Annotated in this window: 16 protein-coding genes and 3 pseudogenes; 15 read left to right on the top strand and 4 right to left on the bottom strand. The window is 46.6% G+C overall.

Annotated elements, in window-relative coordinates; genetic code table 11:
* Window positions 1-226, top strand: a pseudogene (locus ACYPWY_RS06850) (IS5-like element ISLesp5 family transposase); the annotation flags it as partial.
* A gap of 163 nt (window positions 227-389) precedes the next feature.
* Here ACYPWY_RS06850 and ACYPWY_RS06845 read toward each other — a convergent pair.
* The 3 genes from ACYPWY_RS06845 to ACYPWY_RS06835 are packed head-to-tail and all read right to left on the bottom strand — an operon-like array spanning window position 390 to window position 7,218.
* On the bottom strand, window positions 390-6,008 hold the full coding sequence (locus ACYPWY_RS06845; protein ID WP_459684692.1) for a beta strand repeat-containing protein: 5,619 nt from the start codon (window positions 6,006-6,008) through the stop codon (window positions 390-392).
* A gap of 5 nt (window positions 6,009-6,013) precedes the next feature.
* A complete protein-coding gene (locus ACYPWY_RS06840; protein WP_459684691.1) occupies window positions 6,014-6,841 on the bottom strand; it encodes a right-handed parallel beta-helix repeat-containing protein in 828 nt (275 codons plus the stop codon).
* Window positions 6,838-7,218 carry an HU family DNA-binding protein gene (locus tag ACYPWY_RS06835; protein ID WP_459684690.1) on the bottom strand — a complete coding sequence of 127 codons (381 nt, stop codon included), beginning with the start codon at window positions 7,216-7,218 and terminating at the stop codon, window positions 6,838-6,840. The genes ACYPWY_RS06840 and ACYPWY_RS06835 overlap by 4 nt, the downstream gene beginning before the upstream one ends.
* An 806-nt stretch (window positions 7,219-8,024) precedes the next feature.
* Here ACYPWY_RS06835 and ACYPWY_RS06830 point away from each other — a divergent pair.
* From ACYPWY_RS06830 to ACYPWY_RS06790, 9 genes and pseudogenes are all read left to right on the top strand, one after another.
* The gene (locus ACYPWY_RS06830) at window positions 8,025-8,852 is read left to right on the top strand and encodes a KilA-N domain-containing protein (RefSeq protein WP_459684689.1); all 828 of its coding nucleotides are present in this window, start codon (window positions 8,025-8,027) and stop codon (window positions 8,850-8,852) included.
* A complete protein-coding gene (locus ACYPWY_RS06825; RefSeq protein ID WP_459684688.1) occupies window positions 8,849-10,009 on the top strand; it encodes an AraC family transcriptional regulator in 1,161 nt (386 codons plus the stop codon). Before ACYPWY_RS06830 ends, ACYPWY_RS06825 begins: the two co-directional genes overlap by 4 nt.
* A gap of 127 nt (window positions 10,010-10,136) precedes the next feature.
* Entirely contained in the window at window positions 10,137-10,502 is a 366-nt protein-coding gene (locus ACYPWY_RS06820) for a GxxExxY protein (RefSeq protein WP_459684687.1), read from the top strand.
* Between the two features lie 22 nt (window positions 10,503-10,524).
* Window positions 10,525-11,562, top strand: coding sequence for a helix-turn-helix domain-containing protein (locus tag ACYPWY_RS06815; RefSeq protein WP_459684686.1), 1,038 nt, complete (start codon window positions 10,525-10,527; stop codon window positions 11,560-11,562).
* A 305-nt stretch (window positions 11,563-11,867) separates the two neighbouring features.
* Entirely contained in the window at window positions 11,868-12,170 is a 303-nt protein-coding gene (locus ACYPWY_RS06810; protein WP_459684685.1) for a hypothetical protein, read from the top strand.
* Window positions 12,171-12,195: 25 nt separating this feature from the next.
* A pseudogene (locus ACYPWY_RS06805) lies at window positions 12,196-12,378 on the top strand (DNA topoisomerase); the annotation flags it as partial.
* Between the two features lie 57 nt (window positions 12,379-12,435).
* Window positions 12,436-12,807 (top strand): GxxExxY protein, encoded by a 372-nt coding sequence (locus ACYPWY_RS06800; protein WP_459684684.1) that lies wholly within the window; start codon window positions 12,436-12,438, stop codon window positions 12,805-12,807.
* An 83-nt stretch (window positions 12,808-12,890) separates the two neighbouring features.
* Window positions 12,891-13,109 (top strand): annotated as a pseudogene (locus ACYPWY_RS06795) (DNA topoisomerase); the annotation flags it as partial.
* A gap of 18 nt (window positions 13,110-13,127) precedes the next feature.
* The gene (locus ACYPWY_RS06790; protein ID WP_459684683.1) at window positions 13,128-13,706 is read left to right on the top strand and encodes a hypothetical protein; all 579 of its coding nucleotides are present in this window, start codon (window positions 13,128-13,130) and stop codon (window positions 13,704-13,706) included.
* A 71-nt stretch (window positions 13,707-13,777) separates the two neighbouring features.
* Here ACYPWY_RS06790 and ACYPWY_RS06785 read toward each other — a convergent pair whose 3' ends face one another.
* Window positions 13,778-16,000: a tetratricopeptide repeat protein gene (locus ACYPWY_RS06785; RefSeq protein ID WP_459684682.1), complete on the bottom strand. Its 2,223-nt coding sequence runs from the start codon at window positions 15,998-16,000 to the stop codon at window positions 13,778-13,780.
* Between the two features lie 352 nt (window positions 16,001-16,352).
* Between ACYPWY_RS06785 and ACYPWY_RS06780 the strand changes: the two genes are divergently transcribed.
* From ACYPWY_RS06780 to ACYPWY_RS06760, 5 genes are all read left to right on the top strand, one after another.
* Window positions 16,353-16,451, top strand: a complete 99-nt coding sequence (locus tag ACYPWY_RS06780) for a type II toxin-antitoxin system HicB family antitoxin (RefSeq protein ID WP_459684681.1) — start codon at window positions 16,353-16,355, stop codon at window positions 16,449-16,451.
* A gap of 343 nt (window positions 16,452-16,794) precedes the next feature.
* Window positions 16,795-18,327 (top strand): Do family serine endopeptidase, encoded by a 1,533-nt coding sequence (locus ACYPWY_RS06775; RefSeq protein WP_459684680.1) that lies wholly within the window; start codon window positions 16,795-16,797, stop codon window positions 18,325-18,327.
* Window positions 18,328-18,574: 247 nt separating this feature from the next.
* Window positions 18,575-19,435, top strand: a complete 861-nt coding sequence (locus ACYPWY_RS06770) for a sigma-70 family RNA polymerase sigma factor (RefSeq protein ID WP_459684679.1) — start codon at window positions 18,575-18,577, stop codon at window positions 19,433-19,435.
* 296 nt (window positions 19,436-19,731) lie between these two features.
* A complete protein-coding gene (dapF, locus tag ACYPWY_RS06765) occupies window positions 19,732-20,580 on the top strand; it encodes a diaminopimelate epimerase (protein ID WP_459684678.1) in 849 nt (282 codons plus the stop codon).
* A 37-nt stretch (window positions 20,581-20,617) separates the two neighbouring features.
* Window positions 20,618-21,850, top strand: a complete 1,233-nt coding sequence (locus tag ACYPWY_RS06760; RefSeq protein ID WP_459684677.1) for an LL-diaminopimelate aminotransferase — start codon at window positions 20,618-20,620, stop codon at window positions 21,848-21,850.
* Window positions 21,851-21,876 lie beyond the last annotated feature (26 nt).

Below are 21,876 nucleotides of genomic sequence, written 5' to 3'. Positions count from 1 at the left end.
GGCGGTGGAATACATAAACAAACACGGCTCGAAATCATGGAAAGAAGAAAACGGCTACCATCGACGAAGTCTCAACGAAGTGGTAATGTTCCGCTACAAGACAATTTTCGGTGGAGAATTGGATGCCCGAACATTAAATAATCAGAAAACGGAGGTCAAACTCAAATGTTTGACATTAAATAAATTCATCGGGATTGGTATGCCCGATGCTTACAAAGTGAGTTAATTTTACTTGCTACGATAGTGAAGAAAAATACCGGATGGACTGCCGTTGCAACAAAGTCCGGTAAATATGAAACTGCCGGGTGTGCCGGTATGGTTGCCTGCAATGGCCGCCGCACAGTTTTTATACCATGCGGCGGCTTGCCTTACAATTGTTTAGCTGCTTGCTATTTAATAAAGCCTTTATTGTTTATAACGCTGCCGTCATCATAAACCGTGCGCTTGATGACAAAGCCTTTTGCCGTTGCCGACACCGGTTTGCCGGTCAGGTCGTAATAGCTTTCGGAAACAATGGATTTTGCGCCGACAATGTTGTCCATATTGGTGCTTATCAGGTGTTCAAACGTTGCCGCTACCGTTACGCCAAAATCGGGCATGGTAAACTGATAGGTGGCCGTGCCGTTGGGTACAGACGCAATGCATCGCGTCTCTACGGTCGTCTCTGCATCCCCCGTTTTATGCGCCGAAACCGCATCTATTTCATACCCTTCGTCGGGCGTTACGGTCAGCGTAACTATTTCGTCTTCTTCATAATCGGCAGGGTTCCTGTCCAATAAAACCGTGCCATTTTCCAGCGTGGCGATGCTTACGGTGTAGGAGGGCGCGGTATACGCCGGTATATTCACCGTCAGCATATTGCTCACGTTGTCCGCCGCATCCTTTGCGGTGATATACAACGTATGCGCCCCCGCAGTGAGCATAGGGCTGATTGTCTGCTCGCCGGCAATCATAGCTGCGGAGTTCGTTCCCGTCGTTACAAGCGCGGTCGCGCTCGTCGGAGCTTCGCCGTCAAGCTGATAATAATACGTTCCCGCTTCGTCGCTGGTGAAATTTACCGTCGCCGCCGTGTCGCTTGTGCGGCTGACCGTCCCCTCTGTCAGTGTGGGCGCGGTGGCGTCGTCTTTTACCGTAATGCCGTCTACCGCGATAAAACCAGTGTTTGTGCCATTCACATAACTCACCCCGCTTTTGCCGCCCTGCCTTGCCCAGGTTGCTACGGCTTCGGTGCTGTTTGCCGTTACTTCAAGTTCGTCGCTTGTGCCGACAACAAAAACTGTTCCACTGCCGGTTTTTTCGATAAACACGGCTCTGGTAGTACTGTAGGGATCGCGAAATTTGCCGCCTGTGCCGGTCGTCGTAACAGTGCCTCCGTTTACCAGCACGGTGTTATAGACTCCGTATGCTTGAATAACCGGGTAATTGCTGTTGTTGCTTACCTCTCCACCGGAGATTATCGTGGTTTGATTCCCGCCGGTAAAAAAGATTGCGATTCCTTGCGCGGTGATTGTGCCGCCGGTTATTTCCAGCGTAGTGCGGTTGCCTTGGTAGTTAATCGCGTATCCGTAGTTAGCGGCGATTACGGCGTCTCCGCTGACGACTGTGTTCGTGCTTGTCCAGAGAGCGATTCCATTCCCGTTGTTTATCACGCTCGCGTCTTCGAATTCAAAAACACCGCCGCCGTAAGGATAAAGGATATAAGTGCCGGTTCCGCTTACGCTGGCTTTCCATACCACTTTTTTGCCTTCGAAAATACTTAATTCAACTCCTTCCGTCATATTGGAGAGTTCGCCCGTAACGGTAACGGTATCGCTCTCTTCGAGCGCGGCTTCAATGGCGTCGTTGATTTCCGCAACGATATATAAGCCCTCGCCGCCGTTGACGCTGATACCCGCCTGACGGGTTACGCTTACGGCGGTGGCGTCGTTTTTCCAGTTTTCAACGTCGGCTATGGAGCCGGTGGCGAGAAGGATTTCACCGCTGTTGCTCGTAATAAGGCAACTGTTGTTGCTCGCTTCGTTTGTGCTGGTGAAGTCGCCGGAGATAATCGTTACCGTGCCGCCATTACACCATATCGCGTTGTTATAGCCGCTGTAGATGCCGCTTTCTACTGTTAAATTGCCGCCTTCCACGCTGATATAAGAAGCAACGTTGCCGTTTTTAAGCGTAACCGCGCCGTTGTTTATTTGCAAGGAATAGCCGCTGCTGCCGAGCGTTTTACCGCCAAAATCTATGGTATAGGTTTTATCCACGGACAGCGAAACGTCCATCATATTGCTTACCGTTACGTCGTCCAGCATGGTAATGGTTCCGCCGTCTGCTACGGCTATGGCGGCTGCCACGAGAGTGCCGAATCTTTCCGTGCTGCTGCTGATTGCGAAGTATTCCTCTACCGTTATGCCGGGAGTTTCAATAAATCCGGTGTTGTCGCCGTTTTTGTAACTTATGCCGCTTTTGCCGTCTCGCTTTTTCCACGTTGCCGTGGCTTCGGCAGGCGTTACGGTGAGGGCGGTGCTTGTGCCTGTAACGAAAGAGGTTGCCGCGCCGGTTTTTTCGATAAACACGCCGTTGGTGTCGTCGGTAACGCCAAATTTGCCGCCTGAGCCATTTGCCGTAACCGTGCCGCCGCTTACCAGCACGGCGGTATTGTTTGCGTTGGCGTGAATAACCGCGTTGGCGTTGCTGCTGTTGCTTACCTCTCCTCCGGAGATAATCACGGTCTTATTTTCGTTGAAAAGCCGGATTGCGTTTGCGGTATTTGAAGTTATTTTGCCGCCGGTTACTTCCAGCGTAGCGGCGTTGGTGCCGTTGAGAAGAATCGCGTAGTTGCTGTTAGCGGCGATTTCAGCGTTTCCGCTGACAACCATGTCCGCGTCTGTCTGTATAGCGTATCCAGCCCCGTTTTGTATCACTCTCGCGCCTGCGACTTCAAGAACACCGGTGCTGCTGGCAACTAATGAAATGATAGAATTACCGGTGTTTCCGCTTACGTCTGCTTTCCATATCACTTTTTTGCCTGCGGGAATGTTAAAGTTAAATGTTGCCGTCACGCCAAATAAACTGCCCGTAACCGTAACCACGTCGTTATCTGCGAGCGCGGCGGTAATGGCGGCGTTGGTTGCCGCAACGGTGGTCAAAGCCTCGCCGCCGTTGACGTAGAGTTCGTTGCCGGACACCGTTACGCCGGGCACTTCAATAAAGCCAATGTTTGTGCCATTCATGTAACTCACTCCGCTTTTGCCGTCTTGCCTTGCCCACGTTGCCGTGCCGGCGGAAATTACGTCGAGTTCTTCGTTGCTGCCGGCAAGGTACTCCGTGCCTGCGCCGGTTTTTCGGATTGCCACGGCGTTGGTCGCTGGGTTCACGTCAAGCAGTGCGCCGGGTGCGTTTCCGTTGGAGGTGATTGTGCCGCCGTTCCAAAATACCACGTTGTTGCAGCCGCTGAGGGTGCTTCCGTCTGCATACACTACCGGCTTGTTGCTGGTGGTGGTGTTGCTGATTGTGCCGCCGGTGATAAGGAGTTTCAAGTCGCTGGTGCCTGATTTTATCAGAATTGCGTTTGCGTTTTCGGCGGTGATTGTGCCGCCGGTAACGGTAACAACTGTGTTTGCAAAACCTGAGAACGAGATTGCCTCGGCAGTTCCGCTTGTTGTGATTACGGCGTTTCCGCCTACCGCCAAATTGCCGTAGGTGGCAATTTTGCCTGCTACCGTTCCGCCGGTAGCGGTAAGAATGCCTGTCTGGGGCCAAAAAAGAATCACGGTTTGATTGTTATTGGGTCCTTCTATACGCCCGCCGGTTATTGTCAGTTTTGTATGGTCTTCTGCGTTGGTTGCGACAAGCGTTGTGGTGCCGGGGCTTTTGATTACCCCGCCCGCAATTTCCAGTTCGCCGTTGCCTGCCAGCTCGATAATCCTTTCGGCGAGGTTGCTTCCGCTTACGCTGGCTTTCCATACCACTTTTTTGTCTTCGGGAATGTTGAGTTCAAGGGGTTCCATTATGCCGTCCAGTTCGCCGGTAACGGTAATGGTATCGCTCTCGGCAAGCGCGGCGATAATGGCGGCGTTGATTTCCGCAACAACAGATAAGCCCCCGCCGCCGTTGACGTGAATACCGGTGGATACATACGCCGCCGCCACGATTTTCAGCGGCGCGCTGATGTTACCCGCCGCGTCCTCCACTACGACGTAAATATTCTGCGCACCTGCCGTGAGGGTAACGTCTTTGCCGCTTACCGTGCCGAAAACAGAGCCGATTACCGTTCCGGCTTTGACCGCCGTACTCGTCGGGGTGGTGGTTACACCGCTATTTTGGACGAGATAGTACGCCGTACCCGCTTTGTCGGTAGTGAAACCGATGGTCGCCTCCGTATCGCTTGTGCGGTTGACCGTTCCTGCCGTGAGCGCAGGCGGGATAAAACCGGGCGCGTAGTATTGCACCGCTCCCGCCGTTGCGTCCGGGAAAAACCGCGCCGCGCCGTAGAAGTCCGCCTCCGGGAAACCGCTTATGCCCGTCGGCACGATGTTCAGTTCTGTGCCGGTAGGTCTGAAAGTCGTGGTGTTGAAACGCAGCGTTTCGTCGTTCGTGTCGCCTGTGCCGTTGAATGTGAAGCGATAACTGCTCTTGTCCCACACATTGTATCCGCCCGATGTTACCGTTCCTCTGTAGCGATACACAATATTGCCGTTGACAGCAGCGGTGTTGCCGTAAAAGAGGTTGCCTGTCAGGGTAGTATTGTCGGAAGATGAACTGCTGTAAATACAGCCGCCATAATGTCCCGCCGTATTGTTATAGAAAGTAGAGCCGTTCACATTGAGCGTGGAGCTGCCTGCAACATACAGCGCGCCCCCATCCGCGGTGGAACTGTTGTTGGAGAAGATACACGAATTGAAGTTGAGCAGTGCGCCGTCCGTTACGCCCGCTACGGAGCGGTCGTTGGACACAATGCCGTTGAAGCGGACGTTGTTAATGGTAACGCTTACGCCCGACCCGCTCACGGTTATCGCTTCAAAGCTGCCGCCTGACTCGCTTGTGCTTGTACTTGTAATACTAACGCCGAAACCCTCAATGCGGACGGTTTTATTGACAGTAAGATTTGAGTTCAGCGTAATGGTTTGCCCCGCGATGGCGGAACAGTTTATTACCGCGCCGCTGCTTGCGTCTGCAACCGCTTGCCGCAAACTTCCGTCTCCGCTGTCGTTGTTATTGCTAACGTTTATTATACCGTTAAGTTGCGCGCCCACCTCTATTTTCAGCGGTGCGCTGAGAAAACCTGCCGCGTCTTCCACCACCGCGTAAATATCTCTTGCGCCCGCCGTGAGCGTTACCGGTATCAAGTTTTCGCCGAACGCGATACCGCTGATGGACGCTCCCGTACTCTTTATCGCCGTATTATCGGCGGGCGGCGTTGCTCCGTTTGCCAATTCCACGTACCATAGCTTGCTTGGCGCGTTGGTGGGCGTATAGGTGGGGACACCATTGGTGTTCGAACTGACGGTAAAAGCAATATTCGCCTCCGTATCGCTTATGCGGAGTGCGCTTCCCTCCGAAAGCAGCAGCGGCGATGTGGTAACAATAACGTAGTAGCTACCATTGGGAGCCGTAAAGACGCCTGTTTGGTTTTCCACTATAACCCGTATGAAGTATCGCATGGACGGCTCAAGCCCTGTAAAGGCTACTGTGTTCGCGCCTGCGATCGCTGTGCCGATTCTGCCGATATTAACTGTGCCCCAGGTAGCTTTACCGTTCGCATACTCTATAAACGTTTCTCTTGATGAGGGCGCACCTCCCGGGTTTATTGTAGCGTAACAGTAATAGGTTCCCGCCACGTTGGAGGTAAAGGTCAGTTTGGCACTGTTATTCGTTACGTCTGTTCCGCCGACGGCGGTGAGAACCGGTTGCGCCGGTGCGGTTTCCGCGGTCTCCACTGCGCCCGCCGCCGTTCTGTTGTACCGGCTGACGCCGTTAATGTCGGTTGCGGGATAGTTCGCAAGATTGGCGAGCGGCACGATGTTCAGGGGATAAAGGTCGTGGTGTTGAACGAGAGGTCGCTAATCCGCGTGTCTCCCGTGCCGTTGAAGGCGAAACCGCGATTATCGTTCATGTTGCTTGTAAGGTCTCTGTCCGACACGTTGTATCCGCCCGATGTGCGAGTTCTCGAAGCGCTGCTCTCACAGTAAACCACATTTCCTATTGTTGTTGCGGTATTACCGTAAAACAGGTTTCCCGTCAGCTTTATACTCGCGTCCGAACCAACATAAATAGCGCCGCCGAAGCCTGAGGTGTTATTGTAAAAAGTGTTCCCTGTTATCTCCGCATTGGTGTTGCTGCCCGTAACGACAATAGCGCTTTTGTTATTATTGGCAAAAATACAGTTGCGCACCGTTGCCGTACCGGATACTGCTAATGCTGCGGTTGTGAGTGTATTTCCTGTGAAGCGGCAGTTTTCAACTGTCCCGCCCTGTAAAGCAAACACGTAACCGCTGGTGAGATTTGAGAAATTCAGATTACGGACAGTAGTGCCGGTTGCGTTTCCGGCTGTGGTTAAAAGCATTCCTGTCACGGTAACGCCGTGTCCTTCGATAGTAAGGTCTTTTGCCGGAAATGTTATGTCATTATACACGAGCGTAACGGTTTGCCCCGCAATGGCAGAGCAGTCAATCACGTCTCCGTTCTGCGCCTCGTAAAGCGCTTTGCGCAAAGAGCCGTCTAAGCTGGCGTCGCCATTGTCGCTGTTAGTGGTAACGTTGCGGGTAACAGCCTGCGCCGTTAGCGGCGCGAGGGTGATGCACATTATATATATAAGGTACGCGAGGGTACGGGTTGCAAATAATGTTTTCATACGTTTGCCTCCTTTTCATAATGAATGTCCGCCAGTCCGTTTTTGAGTTCCACGCTCGGCGTAAAGATAACCTTAGCCGAGATGGATTCGGTGTTGAAATCGGCGGGAGTTTCCGCGCCTTCGCCCGAGAGGTTGAGCCGCAGGGTGCCAAAGTCGCCCAACTGTACGCTCATACCGAGTTTCAGGAAAGTGGGCAACTCTTCCATAAAGTTGCTCAGCACATTCTCGATGTCGCCCTTTGTGAGCGAACTGCGCCCTGCGATTTCCTTAGCGAAATCCTTGAGCGTGAATTTACCCGCATTTACCGCGCTCGGATACCATTTCTTCGGCGCAGTGGGCTGTGAGGGGTTGCCCTTTTCGATTAATTTAAACTTCATTTTAATAAAATTTATTTGTTAAACAATATAGTGAAAAAATCTCTTTATTTTTTTTGTCTGAATCAGGATTATCCGGATTAAAAGATTTACAGGATTTAATCCGGATAATCCCAAAATCCTGCAAATCCTGATTCAGACAAGGGTTGTATTTCCGTAAGGACAGCGCAAAATTTCCGTCTAAACGGAAATTTTCTTGCGTCTATACAGAAATGCGGGTGCGTGCAATGTAGGGGCAAGGCGCGCCTTGCCCCTACGAAACGCGCAACAAAACACATTGTTGAAAATATGCTTAATGCGTTGATTACAAGCTGTTTGTGTGTGTTTTTTTTGGGGGGGGGTAAAAGCCGAAATTTGCGCGAACCGCACTGCAAGGGGGCTTAAAACGCGCAGGAAGGGCGTTTTAAAGGCGGCACACAGGGCTGCGCAACGTGATATGTAGAGAAGTGTCGGCATTTTTTTTCTATTTCGCGGCGAAGATATGAAATAAAAAAATAATCGAGTGGACAATTCGTATATTTCTTCATGTCAAATCGTATTTTGGGGTGTTTTTTAGGTGACAATTCGTATATTTTTTTTACATTCTATTATGATTTGACAGGTAAATAGAGTTTTTATTCGCTGGTTTTCAGATAGTTAATTCTATTCATGTGATTAAAATAGAGAAAATCGGGGAATTTTTTGTATATTTGCAGCCGGATAAAATAGAAAAAATATGTTGCTTACAGAGAAAAATAATTTTGAAGAAAATGCAATTTTACGGACATTGTCCGCAAAATTACAGCAGTTTAATATTGAGGATTAAAAATATGAGCAAAAAAGAAACTATAACCGTTCAGGGAACGGAAATTGCAGTAATCACTTCAAAAGAGGATGATTATATATCATTGACCGACATGGCTAATGCCAAGGATGGACAGGCGCGTGCTGCCGATATTATCAAGAATTGGATACGGACGCGAACAACGCTTGAATTTCTTGGTGCGTGGGAGCAACTTTACAACCCGAATTTTAACGTGGTCGAATTTGACCACTTTAAAATGCAGGCGGGATTGCCGTCTTTCGTTCTCAGTACAGGAGAGTGGATTACAAAAACCAATGCTGCAGGCATTTACGTAAAGCAGGGAAAGTACGGTGGAACGTATGCCCACAAGGATATAGCCTTTGAATTTGGCGCAGCAATCAGCGCAGTTTTCAGGTTGTTTTTAATCAAGGAGTTTCAGCGTCTGAAGGAAAGCGAAGAACGGGCTAAATCTCTCGAATGGAACTTGCAGCGTACTCTCTCTAAAATCAACTATCGTATTCATACAGATGCTATTAAGGAACATATTATCCCCAATGTTGTTACAAAAGAACAGGTTTCCTGCACGTATGCAGAAGAAGCCGACTTGTTGAATGTAGCTCTTTTCGGCAAAACAGCCAGGCAGTGGAGGGATGAAAATCCGGGCACGAAAGGCAATATCCGCGACTTCGCCACATTGGAACAGCTTGTCGTCCTCTCAAATATGGAAAGTATTAACGCTCTGTTAATCAGGAAAGAATTGCCACAGGGTGAACGTTTGCCGGAATTGAACAAAGTGGCGATTACGCAAATGCGTTCGCTGGTGGAAAATAAGAATTTTAAGCGGTTACAATGATAGATTTCAGGCTATACCTCGCCATGCTTGCCATGCTTATCCCCGTCTTCACAGCCGGGACGTGCATGATACTGGCGGCTTTCTCGCGCATGAACTGCCTGACGCGGCAGGAAAAGACGTTGAAAACCATTCTTGTCCTGTATCTGTCGATGACATTCCTTACATGGTTTACCATTTTCTGTTATTACATCTTTCCCAAAGCGTTTGTTGTCCTGAACATTCCCTGTCTGGCAGGCTTCATTTTAGCTCCGCTATTCTTTTACCGCGTAATCCGTTTCCTTACACGCTTGGAACAGGCGGAACAGTTTTCGCCGTGGCATTATCTGCTTCCTGCACTGATTGGAGCGACATTCCTGTTGTGGTCGCTGTTTGTCCCGTTTGAGGCGCAGGTGGAAATTGTGGCGAGCAGGAAATTAGTCGTAGCCGGAGAATATGAGGCTTATTCGCGGTTTTTTACAACAAAACCGCTACTGCGGATGCTTTTTGTATTTGTTTACTATGGTTTTATCGCCCGCCTGCTTGTCCGCTACTATCGCCGGACAAATGATGCGGACGTTCCGGTGCGCAAGCCTGCCCGCTGGATGGTGTACCTGATTGTCCTTTCGCTGGTTTCCGTGTTTTCCTCCGTCATATCAGCGCTCCTGCCGAGAAACGAGATACTTGCTTCCGTATGGACGGCTGTTACGGCTTTTTGCATGTCGGGGCAGTTCATTGCGCTCACTTTCCATATTGTCCGTCGCAGGTACCTGCCTTATGCCGTGCACCCGGAGCCGGAGGAAGAAGTGGAAACGAAGGAGGAAATCGAAAAAAGTGAAGAAAGCGGGGAACAGGAAGATGACCGCCGGTTTCATTCGGGCAAACTGACGCGACGGCGGGTAAATGCTTATTTCCGCAAGGAAAAGCCGTACCTGCAAGCGGATTTTAAGATTACCGATTTGGCGGAGGCGATGGATGTGAACCGCGCCGTCATGTCGGGGTTTATCAACAAGGCGTACAAGATGAATTTCAACCGTTTCCTGAATCTGTGGCGGCTGAGGGAGCTTGAACGCTTGCAGGCTTTGCCTTCCAACAGGGGGAAAAGCATTGCCAAACTGATTGGCAGGGCGGGATTTACGGAAGAGAGGCAGTATTATCGCGCGAAGAGGTCTGAACTGTGATTTTAATATGATTTAGATGATTAGCATTAATCACGAAAATCATACTAAAATCACAGTTCAGACAATTGAATATTAGAAATTTATAAATAAAGATTATATGATAAAGAATGAATATAAGTATTCGGAATTGACTTCTAAAATTATTGGCTGTGCAATGGCAGTGCATAGAATTTTAGGCAATGGTTTTCAGGAGGTTATCTATCAGCGAGCGCTGGAAATCGAAATGAAGCTGGCGGGTATCCGTTTTCAGCGCGAATTTGAAATGCCTGTTTATTATCGTGATATTCAAATAGGCACTCGGCGGGTTGATTTTTTTGTTGAGGATGTAATTTCTGTTGAATTAAAGGCAATTACGCAATTTGAAAATACAAATTTCGCACAGGCAATCAATTATTTGGAAGCATATAATCTTGAAATTGGATTGTTGATTAATTTTGGCGAAACAAGTTTGAAATTCAAACGGCTAAACAACAAAAAATACAAACCCGAATAATCATACAAATCACAAAAATCAAATGGAAATCACAGTTCAGACGATACAGGCATTGATATTTTCCGCACCTGCCGCATGTGCGCTGGTGTGTCTGGTCATGATGCTGCTGGATACTTTATACACGGGAAAAAACCGGCAGGAAAAACTGCTCCGGCTTTTCCTGTCGCTCACCTTTACGGTTGCCGCCCTGTGCTGGACGGGGCTGGTGTTTCAGGCCGTCGCCCCCGAAGTGTTTATCCGTTATTCTGTCGTATTCACGCTTACGCTGATATTCGACCAGCTGCTGATTTACCGCTTTGTACACATTATAACGGCTACGGAACGGCACAGCCGTTTCAACCGTCTGCATTTCGTTGTCCCCGTCCTGCTGACGGCGGTTGTGGAGCTAACAGGCTACGCTGTCCTGACAGGCGTCGTTTTTGTTGTTTACAATACGCTTTACCCTGTTCTCGGTATCCTGCGGATACGCCGTTACAGGCGCAGCATTGAGGATTATTCAGCCGATGCGCAACGCACGTCCCTGAACTGGCTTTTGCTTATGCAGGCGCTTACGCTGATGACCACGCCCGTTCCGCTTTTCGGGATGTTGTTCAATGTGGATGTTTTTTCCGGCTCGTGGCTTTCCGTACAGGGAGCGTTGCCTGCGTTTTTTATTTATCCGATACTGTGCTACAACCTGCTTTCGGATAATTATGTGATTGTCAAGCCGGATGATGGCCCGGCGGACAACGCTGTCGAAATCACGCCGAAACGCTTTGCCCGCTACCTGCGCGATAAAAAGCCCTACCTGAACCCGCAACTGCGGATAACGGACGTCGCCGCCGACCTGCATTCCAACCGTAGCAGTGTATCTGCGCTTGTCAATCGTGAGTACGGCATGAATTTCAGCCGCCTTATCAACCGCAACCGCTTGAAGGAACTCAACCGATTGCGCCTCTCGCCCGACCACAGCGAAAAAGACAATCTGCAACTTGTGCTGATGGCGGGTTTCAGCAGTTACCGTAGTTACCTGCGCGTGAAAAGCAGGGAGGACAGGATGAGTGTGCTGAAAGAGTTTTGAGGGGAGTGCAAACCCCTGCCACACACGCGCAAACCCCTGTTTATTGTCTGAACCTTGATTTTCCTGATTACAGGATTTTCTTGATTTTTGTTTGGAGAACAATCATGTTAATCCTTTAATCCTATAAATCAGGGTTCAGACATTATCGACAAAAACGGCAATGCGCTTGAAAACTTTTTTGAGAACTTCAAGCGGCAAATCAAAGACCCTACCCGCTTTGACTTTTACCGCGCTCCGCTGGAAAAGTTAGGAGACGTTATGAGCTGAGCAGTGTACACGAGGGAAAAACCGTCCATACAGGCGAATTGACAGACCGCAACGGTAAAAAGTACAGCGGCTACATAACCCTGAATAAAGAAACCGGAAAATATGATTTCATGTTTCCGAAGGATTACAGGGATGCCCTTGCTGCCGGAAAAGTCATTCCCGATGACCGCCACAAGGTGCAGGTTGCCAAAAACAATAACGGCAACACCACCGAAGCTACCAAAAATATCAAAGAGCCTTTGAACAGCGGTCAAACGCAACCCACCGAAAAGCAGACGGAAAAACAAGCCGCCAAGCAGGAACAGGAAAAGCCGAAAAAATCCAAAGGCGTAAAAATGTAATATTCACCACTAAAATCCAAGTAAAATGAAGATAGCAATCATAGCAGAAAAACCGAGCGTAGCCCGCGAAATAGCGGCTATCGTTGGCGCAAGCCACAAGGAAGATGGTTTTATGACAGGCAACGGTTACATGGTAACGTATGCTTTTGGGCATTTGATACAACTCGCCATGCCCGAAGACTACGGCTTTTCGGGAATAATGTCTGAACCATGATTTGCTTGATTAAAGGATTATTCTGATTACTTTTGCAAAAAAGTTCAGATTATGTTGCATGAAGATTTAACAAAACGAATTATCAAATGTGCCATGCAGGTACATAGCGCTTTGGGAAACGGTTTTCAGGAAGTTATATACCAGCGAGCTTTGGCTATCGAAATGGAACACGAAGGGTTAGCATTTGCAAGAGAAATGGAAATGCCTGTTTTTTACAGGGATATTCAAATCGGAACACGAAGGGTTGATTTCTTTGTTGAAGAAAAGATTATGGTAGAATTGAAAGCAATTATCAACCTTGAAGATGTACACTTGGCACAGGCGATGAATTATCTTGAAGCCTATAAAATGCAGGTGGGATTATTAATTAATTTTGGCGCAAAAAGCCTGCAATTCAAGCGAGTACACAACAACAAACTTTGACCTTGATTTTTAGGATTAAAAGATTAACTTGATTGCTGAAAATCATGAAAATCTTTTAATCAAGAAAATCAAGGTTCAGACATTTACAAAAAGAAGCAAACCAAAAGCACGGTTTTTCGGCGGACAAGACGCTTTCCATTGCGCAAAAACTGTATGAGGCAAAACTGATTACCTACCCACGCACAGGCAGCTGTTATATTTCCGCCGATGTATTCGACGAAATCCCCGAACTCATTAACAGTCTGAAAACGCACCCGCGTTTTGGCGGTTATGCCGCCAAAATAGACACTCAAATCCTGAATCATATTACCATAATTATCATGTTAGTCTTGGGACTTAGTTGTAGCTTATCATCTTGTAGCGGTGATGATGATGCCCCAGCGCCTGTGCCCGCACAAGGTACATTCACTAAAACGTATTCTATTGCACTAAATGCATCCGCTAGTACTGCAACACCAAGTTATAGTACTGCTGTCCCATTAAAATTAGCTGACGCCATAGGCGAAGAAAACGTTAAGAATTTTGTAACAAATACAGCTGCTCCTAACTTGGTTGTAATGGGTATTAAAGTAAGAGGCTTAGAAGCGATTAAAGCAGCAGGTAAAGATGAAACCTTAGATTTGTTTTACGTTAAGGTTGGTTCTGCAGAATACAATTTGGGCAAAGTTAATGTTGCCGGAGGCGGTTCTGATTTTTATTCTGACCAACTCTTGCAAGGCGCAAAATACCTTCCGGTTGCCCAAAAGACTTTTGAACTTCTAACAAAAGATAAACAAGTGAATATTGCGTATAAATTTAAACCGGCTGTAAATATCAGTACTGTAGATAATTTGAATCCCGTTTATTTAGATATAACCGTTGCTGGAACTTACACGTACAATACCTATCCCAAAAAGTAAAATTTGGAATTAGTAAAATACAAAAGCCGTCCTTTTCGGGGGGCGGCTTTTTGTATTTGGACAGCCCCTCCTCAATCGAACTTGTATTTTAGTTCGTCGAACAGCAAAACAAAAAAACCTTCGTCAACACCCGAATCAATCAGGGTGTTTATGTCGGCTTCAAAAAGCGCGATAAAATCACTGGGACTATTGTCGAGGATTGATACGGTTTGCATATAGTAGTTCAGGGCGGCTTTTTTATTATTGAGAACCAACTCCACGTGTCCAGCATTCAGGTAATCGTGCTCATTGGGTTTTCCCGACAATATCTTTTGGTAGTATTGTCGCGATAAATCGAATCTCTTTAATAAAAAGGCCGTCCATGCTATTGGTCGCCAAGCTTTTGGATTATCTCCCCCGTCGAGTAATTCTACTTTGAAATAAACATTCAGCGCTTTCTCATATTCGCCCATATCCAGGTAGCAATGGCCTATGTTCAGCTCGTTGGATATATTGGCGGGCGTTAAAGTCTGCAATTTTAAATAATACCCGAGGGCAAGTTCCGGGCGCTTTATTGTGCGGTACACCTGTGCAATGCGCTTTATTGTCCACGAGTTGTCGGGTCGTATCAGGTCGGCTTGCAGGTAGGCCTCCAACGCTCCCTGCGTATCGTCCAGCATTTGCCGGCAGTAACCTATTTTCTGCCAGGCATCCGAATCGGTGTTTTCTTCTTTCACCAAAAGCAGGTATATATCAAGCGCTTCCTTCAGAAAGTTTTTCTCGAAACAATACAGGGCAATCTGCCGCATGATTTTGGCATCCGATATTAAGGGAGCGATGGATTTCTTGTCGTAAAAGTTTATTTTTAGCCGGAATATGTCAAAAAAGTTATTCTTGCTCCGGAACAATTTAAAGAACCGGTACAAGCTCTGTATGTATTGGTTCGACAGTATTTCTTCGCTTGTATTCGATTTCAGGGCAGCCGCTTCTTCTTGTATGTGTTTCATCTCTTCCGATTCGTCGCTAAACCGGTACATCATCATTTTTCGCTGACTTTCGGGCAATTGCAACAGGCTGAAACAAAACGAATATTTATCGGAATCGCACATGTGTCCCGAGTTGATGACCGCCGCCTGCAGCAAACTGTCTTTCCCTGCCTTTGAAAACAAGCTTTGCAATTCGGAATAAGATTTATCGAAAGGCAGGAACCAGTTTGTTATATCGCTGAAAAAAGGAAAGGATTTCAGGCTGGAGAAGGTGGAATGAAAAACATCGGCGCCCTCCATTTGCAGGTTCGAGTACTCCTGAAGCTTGTTTGCCAAGCCCGATTCTTCGAGTTCTTTTTTCCATTCGGGATTCTTTTCCGAGAAATCGGTTTCGCCCATCAACTCTTCCATGTTGAGCTTTTTTCCGGCCAGGGTATTAAACTTGAGCATTTCGGGGATAATCTCCTCGCGCAGTTTTTTGCTTATTTTTTCTGTTTCGCGCGAACGAATCAGTTGTTTTATGATGGCTACGACCGATTGCCTGAAGTACAGGTTTTCGGACAGGGATTCCAAATGTTGCTCGCATTCGGTATAAAACGACCAGCGCGCGTCGTACATTTGAAGGATGATAATTAGCCCTACAATCGCCCGTTGGGCAATCACCGGGTTTTCGTCAACCGAAAAGCTCATCAATATCCGTGTCTTTTTGGCATCGAAACGGTGTATGAGGTTCAAGGTCAAGGCCGAGATAAACAGGCGCTTTTCCCTGTCTTTAATGTCGAGGGACCGGAGGAAAGCGATGTAATTGTTGTAGTCGTTCTCGTTTGCCCGTGCCGACAGGTAAACCGACATAAACAGCCTGGATGCAATCTGTTCCCGTTTTACGGCCAGGCTCCTTAATTGCTCCTCTTTTTCGGCCCCTTCTGCCAATAAGTCCGTTAAGGCAATGGATTCGCCCACTTCCTTCAATTGACTTTGGTAGTCGGTTATTTTCAGGAACTTGCTCAGGACGCCAATCCGCGATCTTTCGTAAAAAAAGCCGGAAGATACGGACATCAATAATTCGTCGGCCACATCGTCCGACAACTCATACAATGTGCGTATCAGGCCGAAATACACCTCTTGCAGGCTGGGGTCTTCCATCGCTTCAAACTGATAATGAAGCATAAACTTGTAGTTGGTCTCCAGTTCGCTTAGCTTCTCGGAGACCTGCCAGTTCTGAAGATTTGCGGCTAACCGTGTCAGCGCTTCAATGGCCTCCTTCAACTGCCTTTTTGACAGATGCAGCGCAATTTCCTTTTTCTGATTGATTATATCTTGACTGTTCATATTTCAGATTCGTTTTTGCGTGGTAAATGTAATTAAAACATCAATAAATATGCCAGTTTAAGCGAAAAAATATAATGTGCCAATATGCCATGTGAATAATGAGACTAATATGCCAATGTGCTAATGAGAATAATGTAGGGTCGTGGCGTGCCGCGACCATTTTAATTTTTGTCATTGCGGGCTCCGACCCGCAATCTCCTGAGCATGGCGCAAACCTATGCATTGCACAACCTAATTTTCACCTCATTTTCATTAACAAAACAACCTCAGTAGCAGCATATTATGATGAATAATGGAACCTCATTACCTCATTATTCACGTGTTTTTTGTTGGTTCAATCTGATATAAAGAATTGCCGGCCGTATTTACTCAGGGACTTACCATTGACGAGGTAAAAGAAAATATTGCCGATGTTTTGGAAATGTATCTGGAAGATGTAAGAATAGCTTGACATCCCCAAACCACCCGAAAGATAATCACTCATCAAATTATTGAACACATAGGGGGCTCCGACCCGCAATGACAAAACGTTGCTTTGCTAATTCTCAACTCTCAATTCTCAATTCTCCATTCAATTGCCATCTTGTCATATTGGCGCATAAACACAAAATGTTAAAAGAACATATCAACTGAAAAAGCATGGTTAAACCCTATTAAATGCTTTTTTTGCAGGTTAAAAGTGTTAAAAAATAGAGGAAAGACTATTTTACAGAACGATATTTGTCTATACATTTGGAGAAAATATCACAAGAAACTTTTAAAACTTAGAGTATAAACTAAATTGGTAAATGAATATGAAAAAGATTTTAAAAAATGTGTCTATGTATGTTGCTGTTGCATTGCTGAGCGTTGGCGCTACTTATGCAACATATACTTACCTCGAAAATCAGGAAAATTCGGGTTCGGTGGATATATACGATAGCTTTTCGGGGCAATTCGATGCTAAGAACCTGCATCTGGCAGGCCTCACGGCAGAGGGCTATCCCGATTTTACGAAAGCCGCCGAGAATGCTGTTCATGCCGTAGTGCATATCAAATCGACTGCCAAGCAAAAGCTTAGGAGAGGCAATTCCAATCAGATGCCGATGGATCCGTTTGAATATTTCTTCGGATTTGGCAACCGCCCGAATCAACCAATCGAACCTCAGCCTGTTGTTGGCTATGGTTCGGGTGTCATTATTTCAAGCGATGGCTACATTGTAACCAATAATCATGTGATTAGCAAGGCGCAAGAGATAGAGGTAACACTGAACGACAACAGTAAATATTCGGCAACCCTGATCGGCGCCGACCCTCAAACGGATATTGCCCTGATAAAGATTGACGGGAAAGATTTCCCGCTCATACCCTTCGGCAATTCCGATGCCTTGAAAGTAGGCGAATGGGTGTTGGCGGTAGGTAATCCGTTTAACCTGAACTCCACGGTAACAGCCGGAATTGTTAGCGCAAAAGCCCGTGGCGGAATAGGCAGCAACGAGCCGGGTAATGTTCAATCCTTTATTCAAACCGATGCGGCAATTAATCCGGGGAATAGCGGCGGCGCTCTTATCAATACCAAAGGCGAGTTGGTCGGCATCAATACGGCCATTTATTCGCAGACTGGAAACTTTACGGGTTATGGCTTTGCCGTGCCCGTTTCGATTGCCGGAAAAGTAGTTGCCGACTTAAAAGAATATGGCGCTGTGCAACGAGCTCTGTTGGGCGTAATTATCAAAGATGTTTCCAATGCAAAAGAATATTACAAGGAAGAAAATCCCGAAAGAGCCAAGAACATCAAGGTAAACGAAGGCGCTTACGTTGACAGCTTAATCGAACGCAGTCCGGCCAAAGTTGCAGGCGTGCAGTCGGGCGATGTTATTGTGGGAATAAATAACGTGAAGATTCGCAATATCGGAGAGTTACTGGAGCAGATAAGCAAATACCGTCCGGGCAACAAAGTGAAAGTTGTGTTGAAACGGGGAGACGCCGATAAAACAGTTGATGTTGTGCTGAAAAACAGCAGCGGCAACACCTCCATTGTTACAAAAGCCGATGATTTGGTGGACGTTGGCGCAGCATTCAAAGAATTGTCGAAGGAGCTTAAACAGAAATACGGCATCAGTACGGGCGTGGAAGTCGCCGGAGTGGACAATAGCGGCAAATTTGCCCGAAGTGAAATAAAGAAAGGATTTATCATTCTGAAAATAAACGACCAACCGGTATCGGGTGTGGACGATGTGGAAGACATTATACAAGCCACCGCTCAAAGTCAGGACAAAGTGTTGTTTATCAAAGGTTTTTACCCGAATGGACGGGCAAAATATTATGCAGTTGATTTGGGGGAATAAAGCCCCCTAATCCCCCGTAGGGGGATTTCAAAAGTCTCTTCCTTGTTAAAAGCCTCCCCTACGGGGAGGTTCGGAGGGGCTTAACGCTTAATTCCCTAAAACATAATCGGGGGATTAAGCGTTATTATTACAATACATAAATTAAATGTCATTCGGGTTGCAAAATAGCGCTGAAAATGCTATATTTGCACACATTTTTCGTTTGATTCGGGTGAAAAGGTTTTTACTACACTATAACAATAAGTAAATGAGGCAATTAAAGATTACGAAATCAATTACTAACAGAGAAAGCGCTTCTCTGGATAAATATTTGCAGGAAATTGGACGCGAAGATCTGATTACTGTGGAGGAAGAGGTAGAATTGGCCCAAGCTATAAAAAGAGGAGACAGGGCAGCTCTCGAAAAACTCACCAGAGCTAATTTGCGATTTGTTGTATCTGTAGCTAAACAATATCAAAATCAAGGATTGAGCCTCCCCGACCTTATTAATGAAGGCAATCTGGGGCTGATTAAAGCTGCCGAAAAGTTCGATGAGACACGCGGTTTCAAATTTATCAGTTATGCGGTTTGGTGGATTCGCCAGTCCATTCTTCAGGCTTTGGCCGAGCAATCGCGTATTGTGAGGTTGCCGCTGAATCAGGTTGGTTCCCTGAACAAGATAAGCAAAGCATTCTCCAAGTTTGAGCAGGAACACGAACGCAAACCCTCTGCCGAAGAATTGGCCGATGAACTGGATATTCCGGTAGATAAAATCGCCGATTCGCTGAAGGTTTCAGGGCGCCACATCTCGATGGATGCGCCTTTTGTTGAAGGCGAAGACAACAGTTTGCTGGACGTTTTGATTAACGACGATGCCCCCATAGCCGACAGAACGCTGATTAACGAATCGTTGCAACAGGAAATAGAAAGGGCATTGTCCACACTGACCGAAAGGGAAAGCGAAATCATCAAAATGTTTTTTGGTATTGGCTGCCAGGAAATGACACTGGAAGAGATTGGCGACAAATTTCAACTGACACGGGAGCGTGTTCGTCAGATTAAAGAAAAAGCAATTAAAAGATTGAGGCAAAATTCGCGCAGTAAACTTTTGAAAGGTTATTTGGGTTAAAATTATCGTCCGAAACAAAAATACAAGAACCCCCGAAGAAATTAATTCTTTTGGGGGTTTTCTTATATGAAAACGATACTATAATACCATATTTTGTGTCATTTTATTGTCTTTCTTCTAAAACATCGTTCTTTATGATAGCTAAAATGCTTATTTTTGTGTCAAAAAGAATTTTTATTCTGTTAAAAATGAAAAAATGCATAGCTATTTTCTTGTAAAATCGAATATTTTATCTCAAATTTGCATCGGGAAATATCTACTATATATAATTCACAAAAAATAAACTTGTTGTACGCATGAAGAAGCTGAAATTTACTAAAATGCAAGGCGCGGGTAACGACTATATATACATCAATGGTTTCAATCAGGATGTAAAGGATAGAAGCGCTGCCGCTATTAAGCTTAGTAACAGAAATTTTGGTATAGGTTCGGATGGCTTGGTGTTTATCTTGCCCTCCGAAGTAGCGGATTTCAGAATGCAAATGTTTAACTCGGACGGTTCCGAAGCCGAGATGTGTGGAAATGCTGTGCGCTGTGTAGGAAAATACGTTTACGACAATGGATTGACCTCGAAAAAAGATATTTCGATTGACACCAAAGCCGGTGTGAAATATATTGCGCTATTGGACGGGAACGCCGTTTCGCGCAGGGCTACGGTTGATATGGGAGAACCTATTCTCGACTCGGCTTTGGTGCCGGTAACTATCGTTGGAAATCCGGTGCTGAGCCAGCCCCTGGAAATAGACGGCGAAACATGGAAGATTACCTGTGTGTCGATGGGAAACCCTCATGCTGTGGTTTTCACAACCGGAATCAAGGATTTCGATTTACCTGTATTGGGTCCGAAATTTGAGAAAAATCCAGTCTTTCCACGGAAAACAAATACCGAGTTTATAGAAGTAATCGACCGCAACACACTAAATATGCGTGTGTGGGAGCGGGGAGCCGGAGAAACCCTGGCTTGCGGAACGGGCGCATGTGCAGCAGCCGTAGCAGCGGTGTTGAACGGTTATTGCGACCGGAAAATTCGGATTCACCTGTTGGGTGGAGACCTCGAAATAGAGTGGAAAGAAGAAAATAACCGGGTGTATATGACCGGCGAAGCCGTAACCTCATTCGAGGGCGAAGTGTATTACGAAGATTAGATCAGAAATATATAAAGTTTAAGTTTAAGAGTAGAACATGGCATTAATAAACGAAAATTACACCAAACTGCCGGGAAGTTATTTATTCTCGGATATTGCGCGGAAAGTAAACGAATTCAAGGCCGCTAATCCTGATGCGAACATCATCCGGTTGGGGATAGGCGATGTTACAAGGCCATTGCCGCAAGCTTCGATTGAGGCGCTTCACAAAGCGGTAGATGAAATGGCTGTTGCCGGAACATTCAGAGGATACGGGCCTGAACAAGGCTATGACTTTTTGGTAAATACAATTGTAGAAAACGAGTACAAAGCATCGGGCCTGGATATTGCCGCCGATGAAATATTTGTGAGCGACGGCTCGAAAAGCGATACCGGAAATATCGGTGATATTCTGGGGATAGATAACATTATCGCGATAACCGATCCTGTTTATCCGGTGTATGTGGATACAAACGTGATGGCCGGACGGGCAGGAAATCTGGGCGCCGATGGCAAATGGAACAAGGTTGTTTATCTGCCTTGTACCGCCGAAAACAATTTTGCACCCTCGTTGCCCGCCACCAAAGTAGATATTATTTATTTGTGTTACCCCAACAATCCGACCGGTACCACGCTAACTAAATCGCAACTGAAGGTGTGGGTTGACTATGCACTGCAGAACAAGGCCATCATCCTGTTCGATGCGGCATACGAAGCATTTATAACCGAAAGTGATGTGCCACACAGCATATACGAAATAGAAGGAGCCAAAGAGGTGGCCATTGAGTTCCGCAGTTTTTCTAAAACGGCAGGCTTCACCGGCACACGCTGTGCCTTCACCGTTATTCCGAAAGCCCTGAAAGGATATACCTTGACAGGTGAGGAAGTATCGCTGAATAAACTTTGGAATCGCCGCCATACAACCAAATTCAACGGAACGCCCTACATTATTCAGCGCGCTGCCGAGGCTTGCTATTCGGCGGAAGGCAAGAAGCAAGTACGGGAAACGATTGATTATTACTTGAACAATGCTCGGATAATTCGCGAAGGGCTTACCGCTCAGGGACTGAAAGTTTATGGTGGCGTCAATTCGCCTTACATTTGGGTGAAAACGCCCAACGGATTGAGCTCGTGGGAGTTTTTCGATTATTTGTTGCAGAAATTGAATATAGTCGGAACTCCGGGTGTAGGATTCGGCCCGAGTGGTGAAAGTTATCTAAGATTAACTGCTTTCGGAACACTGGAAAATACACAGGATGCCGTAGCCCGTTTCAAGAAAATCTCGATTTGAATAGAATGAACAAAAAATATCAACAA

The organism is Viscerimonas tarda (assembly GCF_054601255.1).
The sequence above is the reverse complement of the archived record's forward strand: the minus strand, read 5'-3'. Positions and strand labels throughout refer to the sequence as shown.